The 17589-nt window shown below is 71.9% G+C and carries 9 protein-coding genes; 6 read left to right on the forward strand and 3 right to left on the reverse strand.

Annotated features, from left to right (window positions below):
* Positions 1 to 231: 231 nt before the first annotated feature.
* From PH203_RS05845 to PH203_RS05860, 4 genes are all read left to right on the forward strand, one after another.
* A complete protein-coding gene (locus tag PH203_RS05845; RefSeq protein WP_289917144.1) occupies positions 232 to 5766 on the forward strand; it encodes a glutamate synthase-related protein in 5535 nt (1844 codons plus the stop codon).
* Positions 5763 to 7487, forward strand: a complete 1725-nt coding sequence (locus tag PH203_RS05850; protein ID WP_289917146.1) for a sulfite reductase flavoprotein subunit alpha — start codon at positions 5763 to 5765, stop codon at positions 7485 to 7487. The genes PH203_RS05845 and PH203_RS05850 overlap by 4 nt, the downstream gene beginning before the upstream one ends.
* A 244-nt stretch (positions 7488 to 7731) precedes the next feature.
* Entirely contained in the window at positions 7732 to 8907 is a 1176-nt protein-coding gene (locus PH203_RS05855) for a pyridoxal phosphate-dependent aminotransferase (protein ID WP_289917147.1), read from the forward strand.
* A gap of 81 nt (positions 8908 to 8988) precedes the next feature.
* A complete protein-coding gene (locus PH203_RS05860; RefSeq protein ID WP_289917149.1) occupies positions 8989 to 10095 on the forward strand; it encodes an FAD-dependent oxidoreductase in 1107 nt (368 codons plus the stop codon).
* An 85-nt stretch (positions 10096 to 10180) separates the two neighbouring features.
* On the opposite strand, the gene katG is transcribed toward PH203_RS05860, so the two are convergent.
* Entirely contained in the window at positions 10181 to 12367 is a 2187-nt protein-coding gene (katG, locus tag PH203_RS05865; protein ID WP_289917151.1) for a catalase/peroxidase HPI, read from the reverse strand.
* 25 nt (positions 12368 to 12392) lie between these two features.
* Positions 12393 to 12830: a Fur family transcriptional regulator gene (locus tag PH203_RS05870; RefSeq protein ID WP_289917154.1), complete on the reverse strand. Its 438-nt coding sequence runs from the start codon at positions 12828 to 12830 to the stop codon at positions 12393 to 12395.
* A 193-nt stretch (positions 12831 to 13023) separates the two neighbouring features.
* Between PH203_RS05870 and PH203_RS05875 the strand changes: the two genes are divergently transcribed.
* Positions 13024 to 13662 carry a hypothetical protein gene (locus PH203_RS05875; protein ID WP_289917156.1) on the forward strand — a complete coding sequence of 213 codons (639 nt, stop codon included), beginning with the start codon at positions 13024 to 13026 and terminating at the stop codon, positions 13660 to 13662.
* 112 nt (positions 13663 to 13774) lie between these two features.
* On the forward strand, positions 13775 to 14395 hold the full coding sequence (locus PH203_RS05880) for a sigma-70 family RNA polymerase sigma factor (protein WP_289917158.1): 621 nt from the start codon (positions 13775 to 13777) through the stop codon (positions 14393 to 14395).
* 72 nt (positions 14396 to 14467) lie between these two features.
* Here PH203_RS05880 and PH203_RS05885 read toward each other — a convergent pair whose 3' ends face one another.
* Positions 14468 to 17539: an FAD-binding and (Fe-S)-binding domain-containing protein gene (locus PH203_RS05885; RefSeq protein WP_289917160.1), complete on the reverse strand. Its 3072-nt coding sequence runs from the start codon at positions 17537 to 17539 to the stop codon at positions 14468 to 14470.
* Positions 17540 to 17589 lie beyond the last annotated feature (50 nt).

Raw genomic sequence — 17589 nt, forward strand, 5'->3', positions numbered from 1 at the left:
TCGCCTACCATCGCTGAGGTGAGGCTCCGATATATGTGCAGGATGCACACTTGCGCAGGAATTAGGTAAGCCTTACCGTTCACAACTGCATGACCCAGGGCCCCGCCGGTACCCCGGACCGCCCCGCTCGCGGCGAGCGCTTCAGTGACGCAGCCTGGCCGTCCTCCCCCAGTTACCTTTATGGCCTGGGAGGTACCCCCAGCCGGACCCCGCTGCTCACAGGACCCGCACTTGAATCACAGCACCTTCGGTCTGTACGACCCTGCCCTCGACCACAGCGACTGTGGCGTCGGCTTCATCACCCGGCTCGACGGGACACCGAGCCATGACGTCATCCGCAAGGGCGACGAGGCGCTCTGCGCGATCCCGCACCGCGGCGGCAAGTCCGCCGAGGGCGTCGGGGACGGCGCCGGGGTGAGTGTCGACCTGTCGGTGGAGTTCTTCGGCGCGATCACCGGCGAGACGCTGCGGGCCGGGCACTTCGGCGTCGCCAACTGCTTCGTGCCGGTCGACGGCGACCGCCGTGCCGCCGCGATCGACCTCGTGGGCCGCAGCATCGCCGAGCAGGGCTTCGAGGTGCTGCTCGTCCGGGACGTGCCGGTCGATCACTCCGTCGCCTGCCCCGCCGCCGAGCAGTACCAACTGCCCATCGTGCAGTGGGTGTTCCTGGCCCCGGAGGGCTGGGAGCGGGCCGACGTCGATTCGGCCGCCAACCGTGCGCTGCTCGCCGTGGAGGCCGTGGCCTACGCCGACGAGACGACGTACGGCGGGCTGTACCCGCTCTCGCTCAGCGCCCGCACCCAGGTGCTCAAGGGCCGGCTCAACTCCGGTGAGGTCATCGGGTACTTCCGCGACCTCGTCGACCCCCGGCACTCGGTCCGCTCGCTGTACTTCCACACCCGGTTCTCCACCAACACCGAGCCGCACCCCACCATGGCCCAGCCGTTCCGGCTCATGGCGCACAACGGCGAGCTCAACACCGACCGCAAGAACCGGCTGAGCGACGAGGCCCTCGCGCGCGCCCGGACCCGCAGCATCGTGCGTCCGCCGGGGCAGTCCGACTCCAGCCGGCTCGACCAGACCCTGCAGAGCCGGGTCTTCGACGACGGACTCGACATCGTCGAGGCGGTCGTGACCCTCATGCCGCCCGCCTGGGAGAACGACCACACGCTGCCCGCCGAGGTCCGGGACATGCTGGAGTACTTCTCCCTCTACGAGGAGAAGAACGACGGCCCGGCCGCCCTCATCTTCAGCGACGGCGACGTCGTCGGCGCCCGCCTGGACCGGCTCGGCCTGCGCCCGCTGCGCACCGTCGAGACCGCCGAGTACCTGATGGTGGCCTCGGAGGCCGGCCAGGTCGCCTTCCTTGACGACGAGGTCGTGCACCGCGGCCGTATCGAGGCCGGCGGCATGCTCGTCATGGACCACCGCACCGGACGCGTGATGCGCACCCGCGAGGTCCTCGACGCCCTCGCCGCGCGCCGCCCGTACAGCGAGCTGCTCACCGGGGCCCGCGTCAACCTCGACGACCTGCCCGCCCCCGACTACTACCGCGGCACCACGACCCTCGGCTACGACGGCGACCTGAGCCTCGCCGGCCGGTACGTGGCGTACTCCCTGAACCAGGAGAGCTTCCGGTTCATGCTCGACCCGATGCTCGCCGACGGGTCGGAGCGGATCTCCGCGATGGGCTACGGCAACGCCATCAACGCGCTCAGCGACACCGAGGGCGGCATGGCGAAGTACTTCTCCCAGCGGTTCGCCCAGGTCACCAACCCGCCGCTGGACAGCATCCGCGAGGCCGACGGCATGAGCATGCGGGTCGCGCTCGGCCCCAAGCCCGACGGCACCCACGGCACCGACCGCCGCCAGCTCGTCGTGTCCTCGCCCGTCCTCGGGCACCTCGACATGGTCCGGCTGCGCGACCAGCGGATCGTGCCCCTGGAGCGGTTCGCGATGCTCTACGAGCCGGTGCTCGGCGACGAGAGGGCCAACGCCGACGCGCTCCGCGCGGCCGTCCAGCGCCTGTGCGACGACGTCGAGCGGTTCGCGTCCGAGCAGGGCGGCATCGCGATGCTCACCGACCGGGCCGTCTCCTCGACGCGCGCGCCCCTGCCCGTCATCCTCGCCGTCGCCGCCGTCAACCAGCGCCTCATCGAGACCGGTCTGCGGCTGCGCGTCTCGCTCGTCGCGGAGAGCGGCCAGCTGGCCTCCTCGCACCACGTGGCGACCGCGCTCGGCTTCGGCGCGTCCGCCGTGTACAGCCTCAGCGCCCGGCTCCGGGCCGAGGAGAAGTACCCGAGCGCACCCGCTCCGGCCGGTGAGATGACCGAGACCGACCTGGCGCTCAAGAAGTTCCGCAAGGCCGCCGAGAAGTCCCTCGCCAAGACCATGGGCCGCGTCGGCCTGTGCACCGCCGAGAGCTACATCGGCGGCGAGTTCTTCGAGCCGAACTACCTCGACACCCGCGACGACATCTTCGCGCAGACCTTCCCGCACATGGAGGCCCCGGTCGGCGGTGTCGGGTTCGCCCGGATCGCCCAGGCCGCCACGGACTGGCACGAGCGGGCCCGCACGGTCGGGACCGAGCAGCAGATCCCGCTCCTCGGCCTGTTCAAGGAGCGCAGCGACGGCGCCGGGCACTCCTTCGGTGTCACGGCCGTCCGCGGCTTCGGCGACATGGTCGAGGAGAAGCCGGAGTTCGGAAAGCCCGAGGACTCCGACGACCTGCGCCTGCTCACCCTGGGCCAGCTCGACGACGCCTACGGCATCACCGAGACCGCGTACCGCAACACCGGGTACGACGCGCTCAGCGACGCCGAGATCGACGCGTTCCGGATCACCCCCGGCTACCGGGCCTTCCTGCGGACCACCCACGAGGAGCGGTCCCGGCGCCCCGCCGCGCTGCGCGACGTCCTCGCGCTGCCCGCCGATGTCACCGGCCTGCGGACCCCCGAGGACTTCGCCCGTGAGCTGGGCCGTTTCTCCACGGACGGCAACGCCAGCATCACCGTCCGGGGCGTCATCGGCTCCCGCACCGAGCGCGGCAACGTCCATCTGCGCCTCACGTCTCCCGGCCCCGACGCCGCCGAGCGCCACGCCGCCCTCGCCGAGGGCCTCGCGCACCTGGGCGACGTCAAGGCCCTCGCGGTGGGCGCCGACGGCGTCGAGCTCACCGCGACCGGCACCGCGGCCCGGCTCCTCAGCCTCCTGGAGAACGCCCCCGACAGCGTCCCGCTGGAAGAGGTCCAGCCCGCCCACGAGATCACCCGCTGTCTCGCCTCCGGCGCGATGAGCCACGGCGCCCTGGTCGCCACCGCCCACGAGGCCGTCGCGCACGGCACCAACATGGTCGGCGGCATGTCCAACAGCGGTGAGGGCGGCGAGCACCACACCCGGTACGGCACCATCCGCGGCTCCCGGATCAAGCAGTTCGCGTCCGGCCGCTTCGGCATCTGGGCGGGCTATCTCGCCGACCCGATGCTTCAGGAGCTGGAGATCAAGATCGGCCAGGGCGCCAAGCCCGGCGAGGGCGGTCAGCTGCCCGCGCCGAAGGTCACCGTCGACATCGCGGCGGCCCGTGGCGGCACCCCCGGCATCGAGCTGATCTCCCCGCCCCCGCACCACGACACGTACTCCATCGAGGACCTCGCGCAGCTCATCCACGACTGCAAGGCGGCCCGCGTCCGGGTCATCGTCAAGCTGGTCTCCTCGGAGGGCATCGGCACCATCGCCGTCGGTGTCGCCAAGGCCGGCGCGGACGTCATCAACGTCGCCGGGAACACGGGCGGCACGGGCGCCGCGGCCGTCACCAGCCTGAAGTACGCCGGGCGTTCGGCGGAGATCGGCGTCGCCGAGGTCCACCAGGCGCTCGTCGCCAACGGGCTGCGGCAGAAGGTCGTCCTGCGCTGCTCGGGCGCCCACCAGACCGGCGGCGACGTCGTCACCTCGGCGCTTCTCGGCGCGGACAGCTTCGAGTTCGGCACCACCGCGCTGATGATGCTCGGCTGCGTCATGGCGAAGAACTGCAACGTGAAGTGCCCGGCGGGTCTCACCACCAACCCCGAGGTCTTCGAGGGCGACCCGCGCGCGCTGGCCCAGTACCTGCTGAACATCGCGCACGACGTCCGCCAGATCCTCGCCCGCCTCGGTCTCAAGTCCCTCCGCGAGGCGCGGGGCCGCACGGACCTGCTCCAGCTGCTCGACCACCCGGCGAGCGTCGGGCGCCTGGACGTGCGGCGCCTGCTGGCGAGCGTGCCCGAGAAGGTCGTCGCGGACCCGGAGTACCTGGAGAAGGACTTCACCACCGACGACGCCCTCATCGAGCGCGTCCGCGCCGCGCTCCTCGACCGGCGCGAGCCGTCCCTGCTCGTCGACGGCATCCGGCTCGGCAACAGCGACAAGTCGGTCGGCGGTCAGCTCAGCATCGACATCGAGCGGCTCCTGAACCACGAAAGCCACGAACTCGCCGACCTCTCGGGCGTCCCGGCCGTCATCACCGACGACCGCGGCCGCCACCGCCTCACCGACGACGCCCTGCGCATCCGCACCACCGGCTCCGCCGGACAGTCGTACGGCGTCTTCTGCAACGACGGCATCACCCTGGAGCACACCGGTACCGCCAACGACGGCGTCGGCAAGAGCCAGAGCGGCGGCCGGATCGTCGTCCGCGCCCCCGGCGGCGGCAGCGCCGAACGCGGCGGCAACGTGCTCATCGGCAACTTCGCGCTGTTCGGCGCGACCGGCGGCCGCACCTTCGTGCAGGGCGAGGCCGGTGACCGGTTCGCCGTGCGCAACTCCGGTGCCACCGCGGTCGTCGAGGGCGTCGGCGACTTCGGCTGCGAGTACATGACCGGCGGCACGGTCCTCAACCTGGGCGGCTTCGGCAAGGGCCTGGGCAACGGCATGAGCGGCGGGTTCCTGTACCAGTACGACCCGTCCGGCGAGCTGGAAGGCAGGGTGAGCGCCGACTCGCTGCTGGTCTTCCCGGTGACCGACACCGCGCACGGCACCTTCCACGAAGAGGTCGTACGGCTGCTGCTGACCTGGCACGCGGAGGCCACCGGCTCGGAGCTGGCGGCCCGGCTGCTGCACGACTGGGACACCGAGCGGCAGCACATGTACTGCGGAATGCCCCGCGCGCTCCTCCTCTACCAGGACTCCACCGAGATCCTCGCCGCCGCGACCCGGGGCCGGCTCCTCGACGAGCTCGCGACCTCCGTCGCGACGGACAAGCTGCGGGCGTTCAAGGTCGACTACCGCGACCAGCGCACGATCCTCGACGGCCGCGCCCCGGCCTTCGGTGACCAGGGCAGCGACGACATGTTCTCGCTGCTGTCCTCCTACACCGTGCTCGGCGCCGCCCAGGACCTCGCCCTCCAGCGGGTGCCCGGCGCGAGTGGCCCGGAGGACCCGAAGGTCGCCGAGGCCGTGCGCAACCTGGTCCTCACCGAGGACTTCTTCGTGAAGCAGAAGGTCGTGAAGTATCTCCGCGGCACGCTGGACCGTTTCGACGACGGCGAGCTGGCCACGCTCATCGCGATCAAGCGCCTCGACGACTACAAGCGCGCCCTCAAGCAGCGCAACAACCTCAGCGTGGACGCCCCCGGCACCTACGGCTGGATCGTCCACCAGACCCTCAAGAACGCCGGCCGGGTCCGGGCCGCCCGCTTCGACGAGCTGCTGGCGACCGCGGCGCTCGACGACATCGCGGCCCTCGCGAGCCGTCACATCCCGCAGGCCCCGACCGAGGCGGTGACCGCATGACCGTCATGCCCCCTACCGGGACCCTCATCCCGGCCGACGCGCCGTTCTCCGCCCAGCAGGAGTCCTGGCTGGCCGGGTTCATCGCCGGCATCGCCGCGGCCGGACGCCGCGGCAGCAAGGCCGACGCGCCCGCCGCGACGATCGACGTCCTGATCGGCACCCAGACCGGCAACTCCGAGCTGGTGGCCGAGGACATCGTCGCCGGGGCCCGCGCCCGCGGCCTCGGCGGCCGCACCGCCGCCCTCGACGACGTCACCCCCGAGGCGCTCGCCGCGATGTCCCACGTCATCGTCGTCACCTCGACGTACGGCGAGGGCGAGATGCCCGACAACGCCGGGCTGTTCTGGGAGGCGCTGCAGTCCGACACCGTCCCGCGCCTGGAAGGTGTGCGCTACTCGGTCCTCGGCCTCGGCGACCGCGGCTACGACGACTTCTGCCAGGCCGCGAAGCTCATCGACACGCGTCTCGAGCAGCTCGGCGCGGCCCGGGTCCACGACCGCGTCGACTGCGACGTGGACTTCGAGGAGCCCGCCGCCGAGTGGACGACGACGGTGCTGGACCTGCTCGCCGCCGAGACGGGCGCACAGGGCGCGAAGGGCACGGGCGGCGCCGCCGCGCAGGCCCCGAAGAAGCCCCGCTCCCCGTGGAACAAGCGCACCCCGTACCCGTCCCGCCTCACCGCGAACCGTCTCCTGTCCGCCCCCGGCAGCGCGAAGGAGATCCGCCACTACGAGTTCGACCTCGGCGACAGCGGCATCACCTACGAGGCCGGCGACGCGCTGGCCGTCGTACCGGTGAACGACGACCGGCTGGTCGCCGCCCTGCTGGAGCACCTGGGCGCGAGCGACGACCGGGAGACGGCCGAACTCCTGCGCACGGAACGGGAGATCCGCACCCCGTCGAAGGAGCTCATCGCCGAGCTCGTCGAGCGGGCGCCCACCAGTGAGCTGGCCGCGGTCGTCGCGCACGGCGACCGCGAGGACCTCGACTCCTGGCTGTGGGGCCGGGATGTGCTCGACCTCCTCCGGGACGCCGGGCCCAAGGCACCGGACCTCGCCGAACTCCTGCCGTTCCTGCGGCCGTTGCAGGCCCGCCAGTACTCGATCTCGTCGAGCCCGCTCGCCCACCCGGGCAGCATCCACCTCACGGTCGCGTCCGTGCGGTACGACAGGTACGAGGGTGTGGCGTCGACCTATCTGGCGGATCGCGTGGGGGAGTCCGGGGTCGGCATCTACCTCCAGCCGAACGCCGCCTTCAGCATCCCGGCCGACGACGACGCCCCCATGATCATGATCGGCCCCGGCACCGGCATCGCCCCCTTCCGCGGCTTCCTCCACGAGCGGGCCGCGCGGGGCGCCTCCGGGCGCAACTGGCTGTTCTTCGGCGACCAGCGCCGCGAGGCCGACTTCGTGTACGAGGACGAGCTGACGGAGCTCCGACAGCGCGGTGTGCTCACCGAGCTGGACCTCGCCTTCTCACGGGACCAGGCCGAGAAGATCTACGTGCAGACGCGGATGCGGGAGCGGTCGGCCGAGTTGTACTCCTGGCTGGAGGACGGCGCGTCCGTGTACGTCTGCGGCGACGCCTCCCGGATGGCGAAGGACGTCGAGACGGCCCTGCTCGGGGTCATCGCCGAGCAGCGCGGACGCGGCGACGACGACGCGGCGGAGTACCTCGCGGACCTGCGGCGGTCCAAGCGCTACGTACGGGACGTGTACTGAGCATGCCGGACGAGCACGGCTGCGTGCCCGGACCGGCGCGCGCCACCGCGGTGCACGGGGCGTGGGGGCACCTGGCGGCATCACTGCCCGACACGTGAACGCGCCCCGTAAGGGGCGCGGGGCTGTACGAGCGACGGCACATCGCGGCCCTACCAGCGGAGCGCCATCGCACCGGACTTTGCCAGGGCCGCCCAGCGCATAGGGTCGAGTCCGTCCCACCCGTCGCCGAACCGGAGGTCGCCGCATGCGGATCTCACAGCGGGCCGAGTCCGTCGCCCCCTTCTACGCCATGGAGTTCGGCAAGCACGCCGCCGCCTTGGAGGCCCAGGGCCACGACGTCGTGAAGCTCAGCCTCGGCGAGCCCGACTTCGGGGCGCCCCCGGCCGTGGTCGAGGCGATGCGCGCGGCCATGGACGGGCGGGCCATGAGCTACACCGAGGCCCTCGGGATGCCCGCACTGCGGCAGGCGATCGCGGGTTTCTACCGCGAGCGGCACGGCGTCGAGGTCGACCCGGGCCGGGTCGTCGTGACCGCCGGGGCCTCGGCCGCCCTGGTGCTGGCCGCGGCCGCGCTCGTCGACCCCGGGGACGAGGTGCTGATCGGCGACCCGTCGTACCCCTGCAACCGGCAGATCATGGAGAGCTTCGGCGCCCGGGTCACCCTCGTCCCGACCACCGCCGCCTCCCGCTACCAGCTGGACGCGGCCTCCGTGCGGGAGCACTGGACGGACGGCACCCGCGGAGTCATGGTCGCCACCCCGTCCAACCCGACCGGCACCTCGGTCCCGGCCGCCGAACTCGCGGCCCTGTGCGACCTCGCCCGGGAGCGCGACGCCTGGCGGATCGTCGACGAGATCTACCTCGACCTCGGCGACCACGACGCGCAGGACCGCCCGCCGAGCAGCGCCCTCTCCTTCGACGCCGACGCCTTCGTCATCAACAGCTTCTCCAAGTACTTCGGCATGACCGGCTGGCGGCTCGGCTGGTGCGTGGTGCCCGAGATCCTCGTACCGGCCCTGGAACGCCTGGCCCAGAACTACTTCCTGTGCGCCTCGACCCCAGCCCAGCACGCCGCCCTGGCCTGCTTCACCCCCGAGTCCCTCGCCGTCTGCGAGGAGCGCCGCGCCGAGTTCGGCCGCCGCCGCGCGCTCGTCCTCGACGGCCTCGACCGGATCGGACTGCCGGTGCCCGTGCCGCCCGACGGCGCCTTCTACGTCTACTTCGACGTCAGCGGAACCGGCCTGACGTCATGGGAGTTCTGCGCCCGCGCCCTGAAGGAGGCCCACGTCGCGCTCACCCCGGGCCGGGACTTCGGCGTGGGCACGGCCGAGACCCACGTACGGCTGTCCTACGCGGCCTCCGCCGACGCACTGCGCGAAGGCATCGCGCGGCTGGGGAAGTTCGCGGCATCGCTTCACTGAACGCACACAGAGTTCCCCCAATAACTTTAAACTTCAAGCGTTACGCTGCTGACTCTCCCCCCCACAGCACAGGAGAGTCGTGTGAGCGACGGCGACGTAGTGGTGATCGGCGGCGGCTACGCGGGCGTCCGCCTGGCGAAGAAGCTGGACGCGACGACACGGGTGACGCTGGTGGACCGCAAGGAGGTGTTCTTCCACCGGATCGCCGCACTGCGGGCCGGGGTGCGGCCGGAGTGGTCGGTGACACCCTTCATCCCCTATGACCGGCTGCTGTCCGGCGGCCGGGTGGTGGTCGGCAAGGTACTGCGCATCGACACCGACGCACGCCAGGTCGTCCTGGCCACGGGGGAGCGCATCCCGTACGACGTCGTGGTGATCGCCACCGGCGCCGACTACCCCGAACCGGCCCGCTTCAACGGCACCACCGCCGAGGAGGCGGTGAAGGCGTTCGCCGGGCACCAGCGGGCGATCGCCGACGCCGGGCACGTCCTCGTCGTCGGCGGCGGGCCCTCCGGGGTCGAGCTCAGCGCCGAGATACGGCTGGCCCGGCCGGGCGCCCGGGTCACCCTCGCCCACTCCGGCCCGTCACTGCTGCACGGCACGGGCAGCGAGCGCGCCGGGCGCAAGGCGCTGGCCTGGCTGGAGGCCCATGACGTCGAGGTGCGGCTCGACTCGTTCATGTCGCCCGGCTTCGAGTTCGGCACCTACCGCGACGCGTACGGGAACGTCATGGAGGCCGACCTCTCCTACTGGGCGACCGGCACCACACCCAACACGCTCTGGCTGCGCCTCGGCGGCCACGGCGACTGGCTGAACCCCTCCGGGCACGTCAAGGTCGACCGGGCCCTGCGGGCCGGCGGCCGCCCCGACGTCTTCGCGGTCGGCGACGTGAGCGACGCGACCCAGGTCAAGGTCACCCCGGCCGCCCTCGCCCAGGCCGACCTCGCGGCCCACAACATCCGCTCCTACCTGCAGAGTTCCGGCAGGCACCGCAAGGAACCCCGCCACTACAAGCCGGTCCATCGCACCCCGCTCATCGTGCCGTTCGGCGGGGCCGACGGCATGACCCTGCTGCCGGTGCCGGGCGGCGAGAGCGCGGTGCTGGGCGGCCGTACGTCGGTGCTGGCCAAGGCGAAGACGCTGATGACGCCGTACATGCGGCGGCAGTTGGGATACGCGGCGAGCTAAGACGCCCGGCACAAAGGTGCGCCCCGGCCCACCCGTGAGGGTCGGCCGGGGCGCACCCGGTGTCCGGTCGGAATCAGATCCGGTCTCAGACCAGGTCGAAGCGGTCCGCGTCGGAGACCTTGACCCACGCCGCGACGAAGTCCTTCACGAACTTCTCCTTGGCGTCGTCGCTCGCGTACACCTCGGCGAGGGCACGGAGCTCGGAGTTCGAGCCGAAGACCAGGTCGGCACGGGTACCGGTCCACTTGACCGCACCCGAGGCGTCACGGGCCTCGAAGTGGTTCTGGTCCTCGGACGTCGACTTCCACTCCGTGCCCAGGTCGAGCAGGTTGACGAAGAAGTCGTTGGTGAGGACACCGGGGGTGTCGGTGAACACGCCGTGGGACGTGCCGCCGTGGTTGGTGCCCAGGACCCGCAGACCACCGACGAGGACGGTCAGCTCGGGGGCGCTCAGACCGAGCAGGTTCGCCTTGTCGAGCAGCAGGTACTCGGCCGGGAGGCGGTTGCCCTTGCCCTGGTAGTTGCGGAAGCCGTCAGCGGTCGGCTCCAGGGCGGCGAACGACTCGACGTCCGTGTGCTCCTCGGTGGCGTCCACACGACCCGGGGTGAAGGGCACCTCGATGTCGTACCCGCCGTCCTTGGCGGCCTTCTCGATCGCGGCGGCACCGCCGAGGACGATCAGGTCGGCCAGGGAGACCTTCTTGGCGCCGGTGTTGAACTCCGCCTGGACGCCCTCCAGGACGCGCAGCACCTGGGCCAGCTCGTCGGGCTGGTTGACCTCCCAGCCGGCCTGCGGCTGCAGACGGATGCGGGCACCGTTGGCACCGCCGCGCTTGTCGCTGGAGCGGAACGTGGACGCGGACGCCCACGCGGTCGTCACCAGCTGCGAGACGGTCAGACCCGAGTCGAGCAGCTTGGCCTTGAGCGCCGCGACATCGGCGGCGTCGACGGCCTCGCCCTCGGCCTGCGGCAGCGGGTCCTGCCACAGCAGCGTCTCCGCGGGGACCTCCGGGCCGAGGTACAGGGACTTCGGGCCCAGGTCACGGTGGGTCAGCTTGTACCAGGCGCGGGCGAAGGCGTCCGCGAACTGGTCCGGGTTCTCGTGGAAGCGCTTGGAGATCTCACCGTAGATCGGGTCGAAGCGCAGCGAGAGGTCGGTGGTGAGCATCGTGGGACGACGCTTCTTCGACGTGTCGTGGGCGTCCGGGATGATCTCCTCGGAGTCCTTGGCCACCCACTGGTTGGCGCCGGCGGGGGACTGCGTCAGCTCCCACTCGTAGCCGAAGAGGATGTCGAAGAAGTCGTTGCTCCACTGGGTCGGCTTGGTGGTCCAGGTGACCTCCAGGCCGGAGGTGATGGCGTCGCCGCCCTTGCCGGTGCCGTAGGTGCTGGCCCAGCCGAGGCCCTGGGCCTCGATCGGGGCGGCCTCGGGGTCGGCGCCGACGTTCTCGGCCGGGCCCGCGCCGTGGGTCTTGCCGAAGGTGTGGCCACCGGCGATGAGGGCGACGGTCTCCTCGTCGTCCATCGCCATCCGGTGGAAGGTCTCGCGGATGTCGCGGGCCGCGGCGATCGGGTCCGGGTTGCCGTTGGGGCCCTCGGGGTTGACGTAGATCAGGCCCATCTGGACCGCGCCGAGCGGGTTCTCCAGCTCACGGTCGCCGGAGTAGCGCTGGTCGTCGAGCCAGGTGGTCTCGGGACCCCAGTACACGTCCTCGTCGGCCTCCCAGACGTCGGCGCGGCCGCCGCCGAAGCCGAAGGTCTTGAAGCCCATCGTCTCCAGCGCCACGTTGCCCGTGAGGATCATGAGGTCGGCCCAGGAGATGGACTGGCCGTACTTCTTCTTGACCGGCCACAGCAGACGGCGGGCCTTGTCCAGGTTGCCGTTGTCCGGCCAGCTGTTCAGCGGCGCGAAGCGCTGCTGGCCGCGGCCGCCACCGCCGCGGCCGTCGCTGATGCGGTAGGTGCCGGCGCTGTGCCAGGCCATGCGGATCATCAGCGGGCCGTAGTTGCCGAAGTCGGCCGGCCACCAGTCCTGCGAGGTGGTGAGGATCTCGGCGATGTCCCGCTTGACGGCCGCCAGGTCCAGGTTGCTGAACGCCTCGGCGTAGTCGAAGTCCTCACCGAGCGGGTTCGCGACGACCGGGTCCTTGGCGAGGATCTTCAGGTTGAGCCGCTCCGGCCACCACTGCCGGTTTCCGCCACCCTGGGTGGGGTGGGCGGCGCGCTCGTGCGCGACCGGGCATTTGCCTTCAGCGGCGCTGTTCTCGGACATGAGGGGAATCCTTCCGGGTTGGTGCTCAAGCCTTGCGGGCGGTGGAACAGGTGGGGCAGAGCCCCCAGTAGATGACCTCGGCCTCGTCGATCGCGAAGCCCCGGTCGTCCGATGCGGTCAGACAGGGGGCATGACCGACCGCGCAGTCGACGTCGGCGACGGCACCGCACTCCCGGCAGACCAGGTGGTGGTGGTTGTCGCCGACCCGGCCCTCGTACCGGGCGGGGCTGCCCGGGGGCTCGATACGGCGGACGAGCCCGGCCGCGGTGAGCGCGTGGAGGGCGTCGTAGACGGCCTGCGTCGATATGTGGCCGACCCGGTCCCGTACCCCGGAGGCGATGGCGTCGGCCCCGAGGTGGTCACCGGCGCGGACGGTCTCCAGGAGCGCGACGCGGGCGGCCGTCACCCGCAGGCCGGCCCCCCGCAGATCCCCTGCGGTGGTCGGAGGCTGCGGTGAAGTCATGGGTGCCAACCTACCCCCACAAACACGAATGGTTCAAGAAATGGATTCGTTCCAAGTCTGTGCCGTGTCGTGTGGCCGGATGTTTGCTTCCTGTTGTATGTGCAAGCCCGCGCGGCTGTATGCGCACCCCCGCGCGGGGGGAATCACGTACCTCCGCACGACGGGCCGGGCCCGGATGCGAGGATGTGACGCCATGACTGCAGGGTGGGGTTCTCGCACGGTACGGGCCGCGGTGTTCGCGGCCGTCTGTGTGCTGCTCGCCGCCCTGGGGCACGTTCTGATGTCCGGGCGGCACGTACCGGGCTGGGCACTGGCCACGGGCGCGGCTCTCACCGGGGCCGCGGGCTGGTGTCTGGCGGGGCGTGAGCGCGGGCTGCCGGCGGTGGTGGCCGTGGTCGTCGCCGCGCAGGCCGCCCTCCACGAGGGCTTCTCACTGGCGCAGCCGACCATCTCCGACGGCGGCGGCATGGGGTCCATGCCCATGGGGCCGATGCACCTGCACTCCATGGACGCCATGGATATGACACACATAGGCGCGGGCCACACCGCCTCCGCCGCGTCCTCCTCCCTCGGCATGTTCGCCGCCCACCTGCTGGCCGCACTGCTGTGCGGTCTGTGGCTCGCGTACGGCGAACGGGCCGCGTTCCGGATCCTGCGCGCCGTCGCCGGATGGCTCGCCGCCCCGCTGCGGCTGCTGCTCGCCGTACGGGTCCCGGCGCACCGTCCGCTTCCGGGCCGGCCCCGGCGCCGTGCCGGCCGGGCGCCGCGCCTTCTCCTTCTCGTCCACGCGATCACCACCCGGGGTCCGCCCGTGGGGACCGCTGTCGTCTGACAGACAGCCGCTGACCCGAGGCCGCCCCTGAGCGCCTCGGGCTTCTGCCGTACGCCCGCTTCCGAGCCGTACGGCTGTGTCCCCGTTCCCGGATGACCTCGAAGGACACCTGGTGATCACTTCTGCCCTGCCCGTCGCGCGCGCCGCGCGTGTCTCGCGTGAGGAACACGACAGACGAGCCGCGCTCGACGAGTCCGCCACCGCCTGGGCGCTGGCCGCCCGTGGCGGTGACCCGGCTGCCGTCGAGCAGTTCGTGCGCGCCCTGCACCGTGACGTCCTGCGGTACGTCGCCCATCTGTGCGCCGACCCGCAGGCCGTGGACGACCTGGCCCAGGACACGTTTTTGCGGGCGCTCGGCAGCCTGCACCGGTTCGAGGGGCGGTCCTCGGCGCGTTCCTGGCTGCTGTCCATCGCCCGACGGGCCGTGATCGACGGCTATCGGTGCGCGGCGGCGCGACCACGGCCGGCCGATGTGACGGACTGGGAGCCGGCCGTCGAACGCGCCCAGCCGTGCGGGCTGCCGGGCTTCGACGACGGCATAGCCCTGCTCGATCTGCTTCAGGCGCTTCCCGACGAACGCCGTGAGGCGTTCGTGCTCACCCAGCTGCTGGGACTGCCGTACGCGGAGGCGGCCGCGCTGATCGGCTGCCCCGTGGGGACCGTGCGGTCCCGGGTCGCGCGGGCTCGGGAGACGCTGGTCGAGTGGGTGACCGCCATCGATCTCGCGGCTTGAATCCGCGGGCCGGTGAGGCGTGTCGCGCGCACGCGGCGACAGCCGCATCACAGCCCCGGTACCGCGCCTGTGTCAGCCCGGCCGCCGCGCCCACGCCAGCCTGGCCGCCGCCCCCGCGGCGGCCAGGCCCGCCAGCCCCGCGCCCGCCAGGGCGAGCGCCCGCGTCCCGCGTCCCGGCAGCTCAGGTCGCACCCCTGGCGCCACCCCGTACGCGCTGCCTCCCGCCCCCGGAATCCCGCACGCCAGCAGCTCCGCCAGATGCACGCCCTCGTGGCCCCCGCTGTCGAGCTCGTGGATCTGCGTACGGCAGCTGAACCCGTCCGCCAGCACCACCGCCCCCTCCTCCGCCTCCCGCAGCCGGGGCAGCAGCACCCGTTCCGCGCACGCCTCGCTGACGTCGAGATGTCCGCGCTCGAAGCCGAAGTTGCCGGCCAGCCCGCAGCACCCGGAGTCCAGCCGCTCCACGTCGACCCCGGCCCGGCGCAGCAGCTCGCGGTCGGCGTCCCAGCCGAGCACCGCGTGCTGGTGGCAGTGGACCTGGGCCAGTGCCCGGGCCGACCGGTCCGGCACCGTGGGCGGTTCGTAGCCGGGGGAGTGCTCGGTGAGCAGCTCGGCCAGTGTCACCGTCCGCTCGGCCAGTCGCCGCACGTCCCGGTCGCCGGGGAACAGCTCGCCCGCGTCCGACCGGAACACCGCCGTACAGCTGGGCTCCAGCCCGACGACGAGCCCGCCGTCCCGGACATGCTCCGCCAGCCGTCGCACGGTACGGCCCAACACCCGCTTCGCCACCCCGAGTTGCCCGGTGGAGATCCACGTCAGCCCGCAGCACAGCGGTTCCTCCGGCAGTTCGACCCGCCAGCCCGCGTGCTCCAGCACCTCCACCGCCGCCTGTCCGACATGCGGATGGAAGTGGTCGGTGAAGGTGTCCGGCCAGAGCAGCACGCTGCCGCGCACGCCGTCGCCGTGGGACGCGTTCGGCTCACGCGTCTTGAACCACTGCCGCAGCGTCCGCCCGGCGAACAGCGGCACCTCGCGGTCCTCGACGCCCGCGACCGCGACGGCCGCCCGGGACAGGGGCGGGGTGTGGGTGAGCGCGTTGACGAGCGGTCCGAGCCGTGCCCGCCCGACCGTCCGTGCCACGACCGGCAGCCAGCCCATCGAGAGGTGCGCGCGCGGCCTGCGCCACCACCGGCCCTCGTAGTGGTGGGACAGGAACTCCGCCTTGTACGTGGCCATGTCGACATCGGCCGGGCAGTCCTTCTTGCAGCCCTTGCACGACAGGCACAGATCGAGGGCGTCCCGTACCGCCTCCGAACGCCAGCCCTCCTGGACCGCGCTGTCGCCGTGGCCGTCGAGCATCTCGAAGAGCAACCGGGCGCGGCCGCGCGTGGAGTGCTCCTCCTCGCGCGTGACCTGGTACGACGGGCACATCACGGAACCCGTGGTCTCCAGCTGCCGGCATTTGCCCACGCCCACGCACCGGTTGGCGGCCGCGGCGAACGAACCCCCGTCGTCCGGAAAGCCGAAACGCAGGTCGTGAGGGTCGTGCGGGGTCCAGTCGCCGCCGAGCCGAAGGTTCTCGTCGAGGCGGTACGGTGCCACGACCTTCCCGGGGTTCATCCGGTCGTGCGGGTCGAACACGGCCTTCAACCGGCCGAAGGCGTCCACCAGGTGCTGCCCGAACATGCGCGGCAGCAGCTCGCCCCGGCTCTGCCCGTCCCCGTGCTCGCCGGAGAAGGAGCCGCCGAACTCGACGACCAGATCGGCCGCTCGCTCCATGAAACGGCGGTAGGCGGCCACCCCTTCCGCGCTGTACAGGTCGAAGGGGATCCGGGTGTGCACACAGCCCTGCCCGAAGTGGCCGTACAGGCTGGGCCCGGCATCGCTCTGGTAGCCGAACTCCGCGAACAGGGACCGCAGTCGGCGCAGATAGTCACCGAGGCGCTCGGGCGGTACCGCCGAGTCCTCCCAGCCCTCGAAGGTGTCGGGGTGGCCCGGCACATGCGCGGTGGCGCCGAGCCCGGCCTCCCGCACCTGCCACAACTCCTCCTCGTGGACGGGGTCGTCGAGGAAGGCGACCTCCGGATCGTGCTCGGACTCGTGGAGCGCGTCCAGCATCCGGTGCGCCCGCTCGTCCGCCTCCTGGACGGTGTCGCCGCCGAACTGCACCATCAAGAAGGCGTCCCCTTCCGGCATGTGGGCCCGTGCCTTCGGGTTGAGGTGCTTGAGCCGCTCGTCGCGCAGGAGGTAGTGGTCGATGCCCTCCAGCGCGATGGGCTCGTACGGCAGGATCTCCGGTACGGCGTCGGCGGCCCGGTCGATGCCGTCGAACCCCAGGACCACCAGTGCCCGTTCCTTCACCACCGGCACCAGCTCCAGCTCCGCCCGCAGTACGGTCACCAGCGTCGACTCGCTGCCGACGAGCAGTCCGGCGACGTCGAAGCCGTGCTCGGGGAGCAGTGAGTCGAGGTTGTAGCCGGAGACGCGGCGCGGGATGTCGGGGAAGCGGCGGCGGATCTCGTCGGCGTGGGTGTCGCGCAGGGCGCGCAACCGCCGGTACACGGCGGCCCGGAGGTCTCCCTGCCGCTCGATCTCGGCGTACTCCGCGTCACCGGTCTCCCCGCACCAGAACCGGGTGCCGTCGTACAGCAGCACCTCCAGGCGGGCGATGTTGTCGACGACCTTGCCGGTCGACTGGGCGGTGGCCCCGCAGGAGTTGTTGCCGATCATGCCGCCGATCGTGCAGTTGGCGTGAGTCGCCGGTTCGGGGCCGAACCGCAGCCCGGTGTCCGCGAGCCGGCGGTTGAGGTCGTCGAGGACGATGCCGGGCTGGACGACACAGGTGCGGGCGTCGGGGTCCACGGACTCCAGCCGGTCGCAGTACTTGGACCAGTCGATGACGACGGCCGTGTTCGTGCACTGCCCGGCCAGGCTGGTCCCGCCACCGCGCGAGAGCACGGGCGCGTCGTGCTCCCGGGCGACGGCCACCGCCTCCGCGGCCGCCTCGGGCGTGCGGGGCACGACCACACCGATCGGTGTCTGCCGGAAGTTGGAGGCGTCGGTGGAGTAGGCGGCGCGGCTCCCGGCGTCGAAGCGGACCTCGCCGTCGACGCGTTCCCGCAGGGCGGCTTCCAGAGTGGGCATGAACCCCTCCTCGGTGTCGGCACGGGCACCGCCCCGGGTACCCGCAACCG

The sequence above is a fragment of the Streptomyces sp. S.PB5 genome (genome assembly GCF_030403745.1).
GTDB lineage: Bacteria > Actinomycetota > Actinomycetes > Streptomycetales > Streptomycetaceae > Streptomyces.